16 protein-coding genes are annotated in these 14,091 nt (G+C 60.7%); 6 read left to right on the top strand and 10 right to left on the bottom strand.

The genetic code is table 11. From position 1 onward, the window contains the following. Positions 1–9: 9 nt before the first annotated feature. Both G463_RS18215 and G463_RS0102100 read right to left on the bottom strand, forming a co-directional pair. Entirely contained in the window at positions 10–1,218 is a 1,209-nt protein-coding gene (locus G463_RS18215) for a molybdopterin molybdotransferase MoeA (RefSeq protein WP_051321815.1), read from the bottom strand. A 69-nt stretch (positions 1,219–1,287) separates the two neighbouring features. Beyond that, positions 1,288–2,253 carry an aldo/keto reductase family protein gene (locus tag G463_RS0102100; RefSeq protein WP_026973875.1) on the bottom strand — a complete coding sequence of 322 codons (966 nt, stop codon included), beginning with the start codon at positions 2,251–2,253 and terminating at the stop codon, positions 1,288–1,290. A 175-nt stretch (positions 2,254–2,428) separates the two neighbouring features. Between G463_RS0102100 and G463_RS0102095 the strand changes: the two genes are divergently transcribed. Continuing rightward, the gene (locus G463_RS0102095; protein ID WP_026973874.1) at positions 2,429–2,971 is read left to right on the top strand and encodes a peptidylprolyl isomerase; all 543 of its coding nucleotides are present in this window, start codon (positions 2,429–2,431) and stop codon (positions 2,969–2,971) included. 24 nt (positions 2,972–2,995) lie between these two features. Here G463_RS0102095 and G463_RS21495 read toward each other — a convergent pair whose 3' ends face one another. Then, positions 2,996–3,547 (bottom strand): hypothetical protein, encoded by a 552-nt coding sequence (locus tag G463_RS21495; protein ID WP_156900054.1) that lies wholly within the window; start codon positions 3,545–3,547, stop codon positions 2,996–2,998. A 166-nt stretch (positions 3,548–3,713) separates the two neighbouring features. Here G463_RS21495 and G463_RS0102080 point away from each other — a divergent pair, with 166 nt between their 5' ends. Both G463_RS0102080 and G463_RS0102075 read left to right on the top strand, forming a co-directional pair. Then, complete coding sequence (locus G463_RS0102080; RefSeq protein WP_026973872.1) at positions 3,714–4,493, top strand: SDR family oxidoreductase; 780 nt, start codon at positions 3,714–3,716, stop codon at positions 4,491–4,493. Between the two features lie 6 nt (positions 4,494–4,499). After that, on the top strand, positions 4,500–5,657 hold the full coding sequence (locus tag G463_RS0102075) for an aminotransferase class V-fold PLP-dependent enzyme (protein WP_026973871.1): 1,158 nt from the start codon (positions 4,500–4,502) through the stop codon (positions 5,655–5,657). Positions 5,658–5,678: 21 nt separating this feature from the next. Here the strand turns inward: G463_RS0102075 and G463_RS22685 are convergent, their stop codons facing one another. From G463_RS22685 to G463_RS0102060, 3 genes are read right to left on the bottom strand one after another with little or no spacing between them, the layout of a single operon-like run. Beyond that, positions 5,679–5,819: a hypothetical protein gene (locus G463_RS22685; RefSeq protein WP_156900053.1), complete on the bottom strand. Its 141-nt coding sequence runs from the start codon at positions 5,817–5,819 to the stop codon at positions 5,679–5,681. A gap of 49 nt (positions 5,820–5,868) precedes the next feature. Beyond that, positions 5,869–6,873, bottom strand: a complete 1,005-nt coding sequence (locus tag G463_RS0102065) for a DUF4097 family beta strand repeat-containing protein (RefSeq protein WP_026973870.1) — start codon at positions 6,871–6,873, stop codon at positions 5,869–5,871. Next, on the bottom strand, positions 6,870–7,247 hold the full coding sequence (locus G463_RS0102060; RefSeq protein WP_035485225.1) for a DUF2089 domain-containing protein: 378 nt from the start codon (positions 7,245–7,247) through the stop codon (positions 6,870–6,872). Before G463_RS0102060 ends, G463_RS0102065 begins: the two co-directional genes overlap by 4 nt. Before the next feature lie 201 nt (positions 7,248–7,448). Here G463_RS0102060 and G463_RS0102055 point away from each other — a divergent pair, with 201 nt between their 5' ends. After that, complete coding sequence (locus tag G463_RS0102055; protein WP_026973868.1) at positions 7,449–8,630, top strand: acetyl-CoA C-acetyltransferase; 1,182 nt, start codon at positions 7,449–7,451, stop codon at positions 8,628–8,630. A gap of 50 nt (positions 8,631–8,680) precedes the next feature. On the opposite strand, the gene G463_RS0102050 is transcribed toward G463_RS0102055, so the two are convergent. Beyond that, the gene (locus tag G463_RS0102050) at positions 8,681–10,135 is read right to left on the bottom strand and encodes an RsmB/NOP family class I SAM-dependent RNA methyltransferase (protein WP_026973867.1); all 1,455 of its coding nucleotides are present in this window, start codon (positions 10,133–10,135) and stop codon (positions 8,681–8,683) included. A 221-nt stretch (positions 10,136–10,356) separates the two neighbouring features. On the opposite strand from G463_RS0102050, the gene queF reads away from it, so the two are divergent. Continuing rightward, positions 10,357–10,719, top strand: coding sequence for a preQ(1) synthase (gene queF, locus G463_RS0102045; RefSeq protein WP_026973866.1), 363 nt, complete (start codon positions 10,357–10,359; stop codon positions 10,717–10,719). Between the two features lie 36 nt (positions 10,720–10,755). Here the strand turns inward: queF and panD are convergent, their stop codons facing one another. Then, on the bottom strand, positions 10,756–11,154 hold the full coding sequence (gene panD, locus G463_RS0102040) for an aspartate 1-decarboxylase (protein ID WP_026973865.1): 399 nt from the start codon (positions 11,152–11,154) through the stop codon (positions 10,756–10,758). Positions 11,155–11,249: 95 nt separating this feature from the next. On the opposite strand from panD, the gene G463_RS18210 reads away from it, so the two are divergent. Beyond that, positions 11,250–12,362, top strand: a complete 1,113-nt coding sequence (locus G463_RS18210; protein ID WP_084171136.1) for a YheC/YheD family endospore coat-associated protein — start codon at positions 11,250–11,252, stop codon at positions 12,360–12,362. Here the strand turns inward: G463_RS18210 and G463_RS0102030 are convergent. Together G463_RS0102030 and G463_RS23100 are read right to left on the bottom strand one after the other, a co-directional pair. Then, complete coding sequence (locus G463_RS0102030) at positions 12,270–13,805, bottom strand: recombinase family protein (RefSeq protein ID WP_026973864.1); 1,536 nt, start codon at positions 13,803–13,805, stop codon at positions 12,270–12,272. The genes G463_RS18210 and G463_RS0102030 overlap by 93 nt on opposite strands. 27 nt (positions 13,806–13,832) lie before the next feature. Then, positions 13,833–14,091: hypothetical protein (locus G463_RS23100; RefSeq protein WP_211227374.1), on the bottom strand; the 259-nt coding region annotated here is incomplete at its 5' end.

The raw sequence follows: 14,091 nt of genomic DNA, 5'->3' as shown, positions 1-14,091 counted from the left end.
GTGCGAACTTCACCAAAGCCAGCGCAACGGCACTTCGCTGCCCCGCTCTGCACCTCCGCCAGGTACGCGGATGAGGCAGTTGGCCGACACCAGGCTTCGCAGGACACCCGGGCTCTGCGCCAGGGACGCATCCACGAGCAGCTGGCCGTTCGCGGATAGGGCCCGGGCTCGCAACACGCGCGTGTGTTTCACGGGGGAGAGGACGATGTCGTCCTTCAAAATCCCCGTCCACGGGAACGGATTGGGGGCTCTCCCACAGCAGCCGTCGAAAAAGGCCCTCACCAACACTTCCGCTTGGATGCTGCACGCGGCCGGATTGCCCGACAGCCCAAACACGGGGGTGTTCCCAAGCGACGCAGCCACAAACGGCGTTCCGGGCCGCATCCATACTTTTTCCATGTGCACGGTCGCGCCGAGTTGGCGCAGCGCCTGTGGAACGCAGTCAAAGTCGCCGACGGAAGCGCCGCCGGTGGTGATGACGCAGTCCGCCGTTTCGGCAGCGCGGCGAATCGCCGCCTGAACCGACTCGAGCTGGTCGGCAACGTATTCGACGGCCGCCACCACGGCGCCGCAGGACTCCACCATAGCGGCCACCAACAGGTCGTTGCATGCGTAGATCTGGCCTTTACCGAGCGGCGTGGATGGCTGCGGGACCAATTCGCTGCCGGTGACCACGACGGCGACCTTCGGTGTGGTGAACACGTCCACTTCGGCGACGCCCGCAGCGCAGAGCAGCGCCACTTCGGCATGGCGAAGCAAGGTGCCGGCGGGCAGCAGATGGCTGCCGACCTCGCAGTCCTCGCCGCGGGGCTGGATGGATTCCCCCGGCGCGACGGGCCGTCTCACCGTCACGTGCTTGCCGTCGGACGCGTCGCACCACTCGAAGCGGACGACGGCATCCGCTCCTTCCGGCACTGGCGCGCCGGTCATGATGCGGACGGCTTCCCCCTGACCTACACGGGTTGTACTCCACGCTCCCGCAGCCAGCGTGTCCACCACCGCCAGTGGCCGCGGGCTCGTTGTGTCGGCGGCTCGTACCGCGTATCCGTCCATCATGGCTCGTGGGAACGGGGGAATGGCGACGGCCGCGTGTACCGAGTCCGCGAGCGTTCTGCCGAGGGCAGCGCGAACCAAAATCCGCTCGGTGCCGGATGGTCGGCCGAGCGCATGCACCCGCTGAATGGCCTCGTCGAGCGGCCAGAGTGATGTGGGCAACACAGCGTCTCTCCTTTCGGCGCAACGAGGGAGAACGCGGCGCGCGTTTCTCCCTCGTTGTTTACACCTGGTTTAGGCGGGGGTTCCCGTCAATATCTCTTCGATGGCGTCGAGTGTCGAGTCGTCCAACCGTACGCCGGACGCCTTGGCGTTTTCCACCACCTGCTCCGGCCGACTGGCTCCAATCAGCGCGCTGCTGACACTGGGCAGCCGCAGGACCCACGCCAAGGCCAGTTGCGGTAACGAAATGCCGACATTCTGTGCAATCCGCTGCAGGGCGTCCACCTTGTCCAGGTAGTCGTCTTTCAGGAACCGCTCAACAAATCGGTTGACTTGCGGTGTGGCCGCGCGCGATCCGGCCGGAGCCGGTTGTCCCTTCTTGTACTTTCCGGTCAGCACGCCTTGCGCGAGCGGTGAGAAGACCACCTGGCCGATGCCGGCGCGGTCGCAAATCGGGATGACGGCGGATTCGATGTATCGGTTGAACATATTGTAGACCGGCTGGCTCGCGGCAAATTTATGCAAACCGAGCTCGCGCTGCAGCCGCACGCCTTCCGCGATGGCGTCGGCCGGCCATTCGCTCAGCCCAGCGTACAGAATTTTACCCTGTGTGATCAAATCATCTATCGCCCGGAGCGTTTCCTCCAGATCGGTGTCCGGATCGAACCGGTGGCAATAGAAGATATCCACGTACTCGACGTTCAGCGCTCGCAAACTCTTCTCCACTTCCTGCACGATGTGCTTGCGGCTGAGTCCGCGGTCGTTGGGGCCATCGCCCACCGGCCAGAACGCCTTCGTAGTCAGCACATAACTCTCGCGCGGATATGGCGCCAGCGCTTCGCCCAGCACTTTCTCTGCCGCGTGCGGTTCAGCACCGTACACGTTGGCGCAGTCGAAGTGGTTGATGCCCAGTTCATACGCCTGCTTCACGCAGGCGATGGACTGCTCCCGCTCCGTGACGGTTCCATAAGTCAGCCAGCTGCCGAGCGCGATCTCGGAGACGCGCAAGCCACTCTTGCCCAATCGGCGATATTCCATGTGAATCCACCTCCAAGTCCATTGTAAAGGGATTGCGAACACTGTTGCAATTTCGATACTTGGCGCCTTCGGCACTTTGAGTTTGCGGGAGATGTATGGTAACATGCGGCAGGCGTCGTGGCGAGCGCATACGCGCAGACGGCCACCGACATTCGAGAGGAAGGAGAGAGGCTCGGTGAGGAAACAATACGCGCAACCGCCGGCCATGCAGCTGCAGGAAGGCATTGCGTACGAAGCAGTCGTTCACACCAACAAGGGCGATTTTACCATTGAATTGCTGAGCCAGCAGGCGCCGCGGACGGTGAACAACTTCGTCTTTCTCGCGAAGGAAGGATATTTTGACGGGGTGGTGTTTCACCGCATCATTCGCGAATTCATGATTCAGACCGGGGACCCCACCGGCACGGGGATGGGGGGACCGGGATATCGGTTCGCGGATGAACTTCCACCGGCACTCCCGTATGAACCGGGCGTGGTGGCGATGGCCAATGCGGGGCCCGACACCAACGGCAGTCAATTTTTCATCTGCACGGGCAACCAGTGTCAGCACCTCAATCAATATCCGAACTACACGGTGTTCGGCCGCGTGAAATCAGGCATGGATACCGTCCGACAGATTGCGGCCACCCCGGTCACACGCTCGGCGTCCGGAGAGGTCAGCCGTCCCACCGAAGAGGTGCGCATGGAATCGGTGGAAATTGTCGAGCGGGCGGTGTGACCAGAGTCGGGCGCAGCCGAGGCCTCATGGGTCCTCGGCGTCCGGCAGAAGGACGGATGGGTGGACGCGCGACCACAGATTCAGGTCGTGGATGCGACTGGCGTAATCGGTGATCCGGTCGAAGTGCGCGGCAATCAAATCCCAGTCTTCCTCTTCGTGAATGGCGTCCAACAGCGCTTGAATCCTCGTCTCGAAATGATGGATTTGATCGGGTATGGCGGCTCGAATGGCTTCCCACTCCGCGAGGAGCTGAACTTGCACCTCGTGCGAGAGATCCGCGAAGTCTTCGGCTTGGCGCGGTGTGCGGATGCCGAGACGCTCGTCGTAGGCGAAATGCATCGGAAGCCTCCCCTGAATGGATGGAATCCTTGTCACGCTGCTCAGTTTCATCATAGGGGAGGACGTGCACGAAGACAACAGGTCGCGCGCGGGGGACACGGTCGCTGTCTTCAGTCGTTGGCGTTTCAATTCCATCAGCCATTTTTCCACGAGTGGTTCTACCCGCTCCCCGAGTTGGCGCGGATGTGAGGGCACGGCGTTCCCCAGCACAATCTGCCAGACCTCTCGCAGGTCCATCGCTGGTTCGCGGAGGCAGGACTGTCGGGAATCGAGGCAGAAATGATCACGCAACAGTGGGTGAACGCGTCATCCGGACGGGTGTTGGAGATTGCCTGCGTGAGAATTCGCGGCCAGGTGCCCGCCGACCTGTGATAGGATGAAGGGTGACGGAAGGAGAGACGACATGGCTGACCGCGTCGCATTTGTGACCAGTGGCGCTTCCGGGCTTGGGCTGGCGATGGTCCGGGCGCTGTTGGAAGCGGAATGGGATGTGTTTTTCACCTATCGAACGAGCGGCGTACGGGCACGGGAGCTGGTGGAGTACGCCGCGTCCTTGGGGAGAACCGCCGTCCCTTGGCAGGTCGATCTGTTGGACATGGAGGCCGTCCAAGCCGCGGCGGATGGATGCATGCGGTCGTTTTCGCGGGTGGACGCGCTGGTTCACAATTTTGGGCCCTTTATCTTTGAACACGTGCGGGTCGCGGACAGTACGCCGGATCACTGGCGGGAGATGGTGCACGGAAATGTAACCAACTTTCTGACGCTCTGCCGCTGCCTGGTTCCGGAGATGCGCAGGCGGCGCTTTGGGCGCATCGTCACCGTGGGATTCGCCGGAGCCGGAGAGGCTGCGGGGTGGCGATACCGCGGCGAGTACGCCGCGGCGAAGGCGGCACTGGCATCGTTGACGCGCACCATCGCCAAAGAGGAGAGGGACTACGGAATCACCGCGAACATGGTCTGTCCGGGCGATATCCGCGGCATCCACAAGACGTCCCGCATATCGGATGTGACGGTGTCTGTGGGCGGGCGCCGCCCCGCCGTCGGCGAGGACGTGGGTCGCGTGGTGGCATTTCTGTGCCACCCGCTCAGCGGCGAATTGAGCGGGACCATCATGGAAGTCACCGGCGGCGCGGAGATTTTACGCACCAATTGGTCGGATGACGACGGACAGCGAGGGGGCTGACACGGTATGGCTCACGTGGATAATTTGCGCCGGCACTTTCCGGCCATCCGCACGGTGGCTTACCTGAACACGGGGGAATTTGGCGCGCTGCCGGACACGGCGGTGTCCGCGATGCAGGAGGAGCTCCGGTGGCAGCTGGAACAGGGGCGCTTGCACGATGACTGGGACACGCGCTTTCAGCAAATTCGCGCAGAGGTGCGCGAGCACCTGGCCGTGTTGCTGGACGCCCCGCCGGAAGCGTTTGCATTGACGGACGGCGCCACCCACGCCGTCAACATCGCGCTGTGGGGGCTGCCGCTCAGGGCCGGAGACGAAATTTTGTACACGGATCTCGAACATCCGGCGGTGCTGCTGCCGTTGCAAATCCTGAAACAGCGCCGTGGCGTGGTGTTGCAAAAAGTGCCCGTCGCAACGTCTGAAGACCAGTGGCTGACGCAGGTACAGCGCTTGCTCACGCCGCGAACCCGTCTGCTCGTCATTCCGCACGTGGCGGCAGCCACTGGACAGCGATTACCGGTGGAGACGTTGTGCGAGCTCATTCACCGGCACGGCGGATACTGCTTGGTGGATGGGGCGCAGGGGGCCGGCGCGGAGCCGTTCTCACTGGCGCAGAGCGGAGTGGATCTGTATGCGGTGTCCGGTCGAAAATGGCTGTGCGGCCCGGACGGAACGGGTGCGCTGTACGTCGCTCCAACCTTGCAATCGGTGCTCGATCCGACCTTCATCGGCCCTGCGGCCCTAGCGTCGCCGCATGCGTATACGGCGTTGGGCCATCATCTGGCGGCGGAAACGGGGCAGCGGTTCGAATACGCCGCGTCCGCCCGAGTGCAGTGGATTGGCTTCCATGAGAGCCTGAAATTCTTGCGCGTGCACGTGGGTTGGGATTACGCGTACACGCGCATTCAGGGATTGTCCGCGCACCTGTTCGATCAACTGCTGGACTTCCCGAACGTCCAGATTGTCACACCGCGGGAAGCTCGGGCCGGGATTGTCAGTTTTCGCCTGCCACATCCATCAGCGGAGGCGTTCGTGGCTGCGGCCGACGAGCGGTCGGTGCACGTACAGGCGGTTCCCAATCGCAACCTGATACGTGTCAGCTGCGGTTTTTACAACCACGAGGACGACATAGAGCGCTTGCTGGCCGTGCTCCGCAGCGTGCGTTGACCCGCCGTTGATGGGCCGCCTTCAGGGATCGTCCGAATGAAGGCGGGAGTTCGCCGATGGGTTGCGCCGAACGCCTCGGCGCAAGCGCCACATTAAAATGAGCTGAATCGCCATGGCGGCGAGCAAGGCGGCCGCCACGTACAATGGATGACTCCTGTGCATCCGAATCCCTCCTTGCGCCGGATGTGTGGCGCAGATGAGAGGATGAGGGTTACAGCGGTGAATCGGCCGCCGCAGGGCTGATGCGAATATTGCCGCTCCTCGTCTCGAGCTGCACGCGCATGCGATGCACGCCGTCACCGGCGTTCTTCTCCGCAAAGCGCACAAAGGTGGGCCGAGCATCTTCGTCTGCGACAACCTCGAATCTGGAAACCGGGATGTCAATCCGGCCGAACGCGGTCCGCGCTGTGCCCTCCATCCGCACATCCGGGTGTTTGCCGTGTATCCGTAATGTGCCGCTCTTGGCAGATGCGTATACCGACTGGCAGCGCGTGGTGATGCTATCGTACACCTCGACTCTGCCGTTGTCCGTCGTCACAAAGAGTCGAGCGAAGGTGCTGTCGTGCACCGTCACGGACCCGTTCACGGTGTCCAAACGCAGTTCCTCTGCTCGGACGGAATCTAGGTTCAGACTGCCGTTGTGCGACCGCAGAGCGAGCACGCCCATCGACGCGGGCAACACCACGTGCAGCTGTGCGCTGACGACGGCGCCCGGACTGTCTCCGCCCACTTTCCCGTGGATGACCGCGAGGTCCAATCGCTCCCCGCTGTGGTGTGTCTTGACAGCGTCCTCCAACACTTTTGCCGCCACGCTCCACTGGTCCGCCTTCACCTGGCCGCGCACCTCAATGTGACCTGCGGACTGGTCCGCGACGGACACGTGAATCCCTCCGTTGACCGTCTCCAGCGACAGGTCCCGAACCCCCTCCGGCACGGATACGACGGTGCTCACGGACAGGGTGTGCTGTGTCCACGGGCCCGTCCATTGTTCCACCTGCTGTTCGATGGTCTTGCGGACGTCCGACAGAGACTGGCTGACCGCAGACGTGATCTGGGTCCCCAGTTGTCTGAGTTCTCTCAGGTTCCATCGGTCAAACGAACCGCCGCGATCAGCGGCGGACGACTTCTGATCCATCATCTCGAGCAGATGCTCGGCTTGTTCCAACGAAATTTTCCCTTCCTGCAACAATTTCAGAATGCGCATCCGCTGATTCACAAGGAATCTCCTCCCCGCACCCGTTTGATCGCTTCTTCGTAGGGCGTGCCGCGATCCAGTTCGTCCAGGACGGCGTCCAGTGAATCCGGTATGTCGGATGTCGGTTGCACCGGGTAGCCGAGCGATTGAATCACTTGATCCAGCCGCGCCCGGACGGTCGGATAAGAAATTTTCAAGTCCCGCTCCACCTCGCGAATGTTGCCGCGACAGCGCAGAAACACTTCCACAAACTGCAGCTGTTCGCGGTTCAGCCGCAGGAGCGCCGGGATGTCGAATTGGCCCTGCACGCGCGTGGCGCAATGGGGGCAAGTGAGTTCCGTAACCCGCATTTCACCGGAGCAGGCAGGACACGCCAGGGGAGCCACACGATTCATCACGGGGTCCCTCCTTCAGCATAAATTCAATTTGAACATAAACATTTTTGATCTTTGGATAAACATTGTCAATGTTCTTTGGCACATCTCTGCATCTCTTCGAATATGAATCCCTTTTCATTTCACCTTTCGAATTCAGGGGGGGCGTGCCATAATGGAATTGACACCGTCCTTCGGGACGGAAAAGGGGGAATTGACGTGATGGAGCGCGCCGTGTACGTGTTGGATGGGGCCAGAACGGCGTTTGGAGGGTTTGGCGGGGCGTTGTCTGGCGTCACCGCCACAGCGCTCGGGACCGCGGCGGCCCGCGCTGCACTGGAGAAATCCGACGTTGCCGCGGATCTGGTGGACAACGTGGTGTTTGGAAATGTGATTCAATCGCACAATGGCTCAGCCTATCTCGCGCGCCATGTGGCGCTTGACGCGGGGGTTCCGGTGGCGGTACCGGCACTCACCGTCAATCGGCTGTGCGGATCCGGTCTGCAGGCCGTGGTCACCGCCGCCAAGGACATTCTGCTTGGGGAGAGCTTCGTGGCACTGGCGGGCGGTGCCGAGTCCATGAGCATGACACCGTACCTGTTGCGCGGTGTGCGATTTGGGATGCGCATGGGAAACGGGACGGCTGTCGACATGCTGAATGAGGTGTTGACAGACTGCCGGGGAGACATTCCGATGGGCATTACGGCGGAAAACCTGGCGCAAAAATACCAAATTTCACGCGCTGAGCAGGATGAATTCGCCCTGTTGAGCCATCAGCGCGCCGCACGGGCGCGAGAGGCCGGGCGGTTCGCGGCGGAAATCGTACCGGTATCTGTTCCGGGACGCAAGGGGCCGTTGACCGTCTCGGACGATGAACATATCCGTCCTGACACATCTTTGGAAAGTCTCAGTAAACTGCGGCCGGCGTTCCTGTCTTCCGGGACCGTTACGGCTGGCAACGCCAGCGGCATCAACGACGGTGCGGCGGCTGTGATACTTGCGGGGGAGACGGCGGTACGACAGCACGGCTGGTCGCCTAAGGCAAGGATTGTCAGCTTTGCGGTGGCCGGCGTCGATCCAGCGTACATGGGCATTGGCCCGGTGCCCGCCATTCGCAAAGCGTTACAGCAAGCCAACCTGGACCTTGAACAGATTGCTCTGTGGGAAGTGAACGAGGCGTTTGCGGCCCAGTACCTGAGTGTGGAACGGGAATTGGGACTGCCGAGGGAACGGACCAATGTCAACGGTGGCGCCATCGCGCTCGGTCATCCGGTGGGAGCGAGCGGGGCCCGTATCCTGCTGACGCTGATCTACGAATTGCATCGCCGCGGTGAACGGTTCGGCGTGGCATCGCTGTGCATCGGCGGCGGGCAGGGAATTGCCATGGTGGTGGAAGCCGTGTGACCGATGCACGAGGCGGGCCGTCGCCGGTTTCCACGAGCAAAGGCGGAGGATCACGGTGCATCCCCCGCCAGCCCATCCCAGAGAAGGCCCGACCGCCGCAACCCTTTCGGGTAGAGGTTGTTCAGTCTTCCGGGAACGGATTTCGCGAAACCGAGCGGCAGACCGTCCACGGAAATGTGCACATACCCTTTTCCGGACGCGGCTGCCCCGAGGGCAGCGCCCTCCAGGTACGCCGCGGCCTGCTCTTCATCCAGCGACACACGCTGCGCGAAGTTGTCGATAGGCGTGGCCATGGCCAGGGCGTGGTGCGGCTGAAATCGATTCCGGTGCACCTCGGCCAGAGGAAGTCCGGGCCGCAGTACCTTGAGCCCCATATCGAGGGCCTCTGCGGCCAGGCTTTCCGCGCTGTACAGGATGTCTCCGCGGACCAAGGGGCGAAACCAGGATTCGGGCGCTGTCTCTTCGAACAAGTCGGCGAGGAAATCTCGCCAGGGACCGAGCCAGGATGCTGCTTCACCGCGCGGTCGACGCCGCGGGCGCCGCGGTGCCGCGGCGTCGTTGGACACCACCTGCAGGCTCGCGATAAAGTGGCCTTCGCCAGCGGCGCGATGCGGCCAAAGGCGCCGGGTGTGCAGCAGATGTTCACAGCCGTCCGCCCAGTCGGGCCGGCCCGTTTCCCACCCCGGCCACGCCGGCAGAGGCAGTGGTTGAACCGGCAGTTCACGCAGTGCCCACGCAATCACCTGTTCATTCTCCACGGGATTGAGCGTGCAGGTGGAATACACGAGGCGTCCGCCGGGGCGGACCAGCTTCACCGCTTCGCGCAATATGTCGCGCTGGCGATCCGCGCAGAGAGCGGGCGCTGATTCACTCCACGCCGCCACCGCGTCCGGATCCTTTCGAAACATCCCTTCTCCCGAGCAGGGGGCGTCCACCAACACCGCGTCAAATTGCGCAGTGAGAGCACCTGCGAGCCGCTGCGGTGACTCATTCAACACCACCGCGGACACGCCGAGACGTTCCAGGTTCTGCGCAAGCACCACCACGCGTTCGGGATGAATTTCATTCGCCACGAGGACTCCCTGTCCCAACATGGATTTCGCAATAGCTGTCGTCTTTCCGCCGGGGGCTGCACACAGGTCCAACACGCGCTCGCCCGGCTTTGCGGCAAGCGCCGCAGCGGCCGCCATGGCCGAAGGTTCCTGGATGTAAAAAGCGCCGGTTTCATGATAGACACTGCGCCCGATTCGGGCGCCCTGCGGGATGTAGAACGCTTCCGGAAACCAGGCAACGGGAGTGGTCAGCGCCGCTCGGACTGCTGCTGGAATGGGACGGGGCACTGCGAAGTCGCACCAGGTCTCATTCGAACCCGAAGGCGGTGTGGCGCTCACGCGGTGGAGTCGAACGGCCCGTTGGGCCGGTTCTGCCAGCGCCGCTTTCAATTCCGGCCATTCATTTCCGAGCCAATGTTGCATGGATTGTTCAAACGCACGTGGAAGCAGCAAAACGTCATCGGCCTTTCTGACATGGATGACCGCACACTCTCCCATCTTGTCTGGAGGGGTTTGCGGTGATAACGAGCAATATCTTACCACGTCCCCACCCGATGCGCGCGACCGGTGCCGGCGGTCACGCCATGGGCATTGCGCCGTGGGCGAGACATCGGTATAGTTAGTCCAGCGAGCGTCGATGCGCCGCTCGTTGAATTTCATGTTGGAGGGATTCCATGGCTACCCAACCATCTCGGGAGTTGGTTGTGGTCCCGAATCCGCATCCGGACAAAGTGTACGACGTGGAGATGAGCACGCCGGAATTCACTACGCTGTGTCCGATGACGGGACAACCGGACTTTGCGACCATTACCATACATTATCAACCCGCGGATCATCTGGTCGAGTTGAAATCTTTGAAGTTGTACCTGTGGAGTTTTCGTAATGAAGGGCATTTTCACGAGGACGTGACGAACATCATCCTGAATGACTTCGTCGCGGCGGCCAAACCGCGCTATGCGAAGGTGATCAGTGATTTCACCATTCGCGGCGGCATTTCCACCAAAGTGACGGTCGAGTATCGTCGCCCGACCGAGTGATTTGGCGAGAGCGGGAGTCCTTGGACTCCCGCTGTTTCAATCCGGGCTCAATGCCCCTGGCGCGTCGCTCATCGGGTGCTGAACGACAGAGGTGATGATGTTGCGCTGGTCCACGAAAACGACGGAGGGCTTGAGCGTTTTCCACTCCTCCGCTGTCACATAGGCCAGGGAGAGGATGATGACCAGGTCTCCCGGTTGAAAATGCCTGGCCGGTGGGCCGTTGAGGCACACCGTTCCGCTGCCGGCAGCCCCCTCCAATGCGTACGTGTGCCAGATGACGCCGTTGGAGAGATTCGTGATCTGCACCATTTCAAATGGCCAGATATTGGCGGCCCGCATCAGATGGCTATCCAATGTGATGCTCCCCATGTAATTCAAATCCGCCTGCGTCACTGTAGCGCGGTGAATCTTTCCTTTACAAACCTGTCTCAACATCGTCAGCCCTCCTTTTTCCTCATTCTGGACGATTGCCCAGCCCATGTCCTGCGTCTCACATATAATGTGCAAGGCGTTTGGATGGGGTGACATGAATGAGTCGAGAAATGGTGCGAATTGGCGTTGCCACCACCGTGTTGCCGAAAGCGGGCGCGCGGACGGCAGCACGTCGGCCGATTTTAATGTTCCGGCGGATGGCGGCACGGGCTACGGAGATTGGGGCTCGATTGGCGCTGTTTCATCCGCTGCAGGTCGATTGGGCGCAGGGAACCGTCCAGGCATGGGAGCCCGTGTCGGCAAATCAACCCTCCGGGCCATGGGTCGCCCGGAAGACCGCCCTGCCGGACGTCATTTACGACAACGTCTTTGTTCATCTGGCCATTCGGGGATACACGGCAAAGCTCCGGCGCTACGCGCGTCAACAGGGCATTCCCCTCTTCAATCCGCCGATGTACAGCAAGTGGGTCATGCAGCGGTGGTTGAAGACGACCGAGGCGGGCAAGTATGTTCCACCGGCCGTTCTGCCCCGTTCTGGAGCCCAGACCCTTCACACCATCGACCGGTGGCGCGATGCATATCTAAAACCCGTCGGCGGGTACGGAGGCATGGGGGTCACGCGCATTCAGGCCACCGCAGATGGGAAGTATCGCATCAGTGTGGACAGACAGCGGCATGGACGGAGGACGCGGTTGGTTCTCACGCGGCAGGAGGTGGCGAACTATCTGCAGCATCGTCTGAAGCAACAACGTCATTTCCTGCAGCAGGGCTTAAAGTTGTTGACGGTGGGGGGGCGCAAGGTCGATTTTCGGATTGTCACTCACCGCGGTGGACGCGGAGCGTGGCATGTCGTCGGCGTCATCCCAAAATTGGCGCCCACAGGTGGCGTGGTCACAAACATCATCGCGGGCGGAGAACGCATGTCGTTCGGTCAACTGCAGTCTCTGGCGCAGCGCGAAGGGAAGTTCATTCCCCGACACGATTTGGAGAAGTGCGCGCTCGACATCTCCCGGCAGCTCAGCCAGCGCTTACCGACCGTTGGTCTGATTGGGTTTGATCTCGGTGTGGATGAAGAGGGGCATGTGTGGTTTATAGAATTGAACCACCAATGTTATCGCCTACTGACGCAAGTAAATATCCAGAGTGAATGGCTTGTACATGCCCTTGCCCTTTTCCTTGTGGAAGATAACCTTTTCGACGACGGATTTTAGGATCGCGTTTTTTGTCTCGACATCATCTGTGATCCGATACTGCCGAACAGCTTCAGCGACCGCAGGGATAATATCATATTGTTTGTTTGCCGATGCCCGCAACTGCTCCAATTCGGATTTTGTTCGCGCCAACTCTGATTCCAGGTTATTCAATTCATCGCCGACGATCCGGCTCCGCTCCAAAAACATTTCCACAGTGTAAACACGCTGCTCCAACAGATTGTGCAACTCGTTTTGCTGCACGCGCTTTAACTCAATTTGCTGTTCGAGAGAGCGTATCTTCTTTTCCGCGAGTTTCACCGCATGTTCCTGATTCTTACGCTCTGCTGCCAGAGCCACATGAGGCATCTGTGACGCGAGTTCAGACAACCTAGTCAACAAAGCTTCTTCAACCTTCGACAGTATGGCGCTCCCAGTCGGACAGAATCGATCCATGCAACAGACCCGCATCTGGCGCCCAGTATGTTTCACCTTACCCATGACTCGTCCGCAAACACCGCAACGCAAGATACCTGCTAAAGGGTTCACCAGGTCATAGTTTATTGGCACGCGAGGTTTGCGGCGTGACAGGTTTTGCTGACTAAGCTCCCATTGCTCCTTTGTGATGATGGGTTCGTGAGCATTTTCGACCACGATCCATTCTTCACGCGGCAGTAACTCACGTTTCATGTGCCCGTTGACTTTTCGGTGCCGATACTTGTTCCAGACGACCTTGCCCAAATAGGCCTCATTGCGCAGGATGTCGCGAACGGTGGGATGCGTCCATCGGTCGGGGCCGCGATGGTTTTCCGGCGGCTTCGCCCCGATTTCCCGGAGCAGTCGGGAGATAGCAACGATGCCTAAGCCTTGGCCGCTCCAATCAAAGATCATGCGCACGATGGGGGCAGTCTCTGGATCTGGGTACAGGCGTTTGTTTTCGTCTTTCAGGTATCCGTACGGCGCCTTTCTCGCGATGAAGCGTCCTTCCCTCGCGCTGGCCATCAGGCCTCTCCGCAGGCGCCTGGTGATGATCTTCAGTTCTCTGCGCGCCATGAACGCCTCAAATTCGCTCCATTCTTCGTCCAGTTCATTCTGGAGGTCATAGACCTTACGCGGCGTTATGATGAGCGTCCTAGACGTTTTGAATGCGTCCTGAATCAGCCCTTGGTCTATCATATTGCCGCGACCCAAACGGTCGATGTCCATGCAGAGTACGGCGGTGTATTGTCCGTCGCGGACGTTGTGGAGCAACTGTTGCATCTGCGGCCGGTCCACGATGCGTTCACCGGAAACGATCTCTTCAAAAACGTCCCGAATGACGTACTGCTGTTTCTTTGCGATCTCAAGCAACGTACGCCGATGTTTCTCCAAGGTTTCGCCTTCGCCGCGAGCCTCTGCTTCGAGGTCGGAGCGGGACTTACGTAGGTAGATGGCGACATGTTGGAGATTACGCGGGTAGTCCATATGATGTTCCTCCTAGGTGCGCGTGTTTTACTCCGTCGGTGACTGAGCTTCCTCCTGTCCATTGGCGGGCATGGTTGCCGCGCGCCGCGACCTCCTCACTGTCCATATGATGGCGGCGACAATGGCGATGCCGGATGCGGCACTGATGATCCAGTGATGGCGCACGAATGTGATCACGACCTGAATGAGCCAGATCACGAATCCGATGCAGAGCATGCTAACGATTAGTCCGAGTCCTGACGACTTCTTTTTTTCTCCAGGTGCAGTCGTTGGAGTCTGATTCTGC

Origin of the sequence: Alicyclobacillus contaminans DSM 17975, from assembly GCF_000429525.1 — a bacterium.
Taxonomy (GTDB): domain Bacteria; phylum Bacillota; class Bacilli; order Alicyclobacillales; family Alicyclobacillaceae; genus Alicyclobacillus_A; species Alicyclobacillus_A contaminans.
This window is presented reverse-complemented; position numbering and strand designations above follow the sequence as displayed.

Bases quoted from the DNA above. Each gene is read 5' to 3' on its own strand.
- G463_RS18210 (WP_084171136.1), top strand. From the start codon at position 11,250: ATGAGTCGAGAAATGGTGCGAATTGGCGTTGCCACCACCGTGTTGCCG.
- G463_RS22685 (WP_156900053.1), bottom strand. From the start codon at position 5,819: ATGCACAGGAGTCATCCATTGTACGTGGCGGCCGCCTTGCTCGCCGCC.
- G463_RS0102055 (WP_026973868.1), top strand. From the start codon at position 7,449: ATGGAGCGCGCCGTGTACGTGTTGGATGGGGCCAGAACGGCGTTTGGA.
- G463_RS0102060 (WP_035485225.1), bottom strand. From the start codon at position 7,247: ATGAATCGTGTGGCTCCCCTGGCGTGTCCTGCCTGCTCCGGTGAAATG.
- G463_RS0102075 (WP_026973871.1), top strand. From the start codon at position 4,500: ATGGCTCACGTGGATAATTTGCGCCGGCACTTTCCGGCCATCCGCACG.
- G463_RS0102030 (WP_026973864.1), bottom strand. From the start codon at position 13,805: ATGGACTACCCGCGTAATCTCCAACATGTCGCCATCTACCTACGTAAG.
- G463_RS0102080 (WP_026973872.1), top strand. From the start codon at position 3,714: ATGGCTGACCGCGTCGCATTTGTGACCAGTGGCGCTTCCGGGCTTGGG.
- queF (WP_026973866.1), top strand. From the start codon at position 10,357: ATGGCTACCCAACCATCTCGGGAGTTGGTTGTGGTCCCGAATCCGCAT.
- G463_RS0102100 (WP_026973875.1), bottom strand. From the start codon at position 2,253: ATGGAATATCGCCGATTGGGCAAGAGTGGCTTGCGCGTCTCCGAGATC.
- panD (WP_026973865.1), bottom strand. From the start codon at position 11,154: ATGTTGAGACAGGTTTGTAAAGGAAAGATTCACCGCGCTACAGTGACG.
- G463_RS21495 (WP_156900054.1), bottom strand. From the start codon at position 3,547: ATGGACCTGCGAGAGGTCTGGCAGATTGTGCTGGGGAACGCCGTGCCC.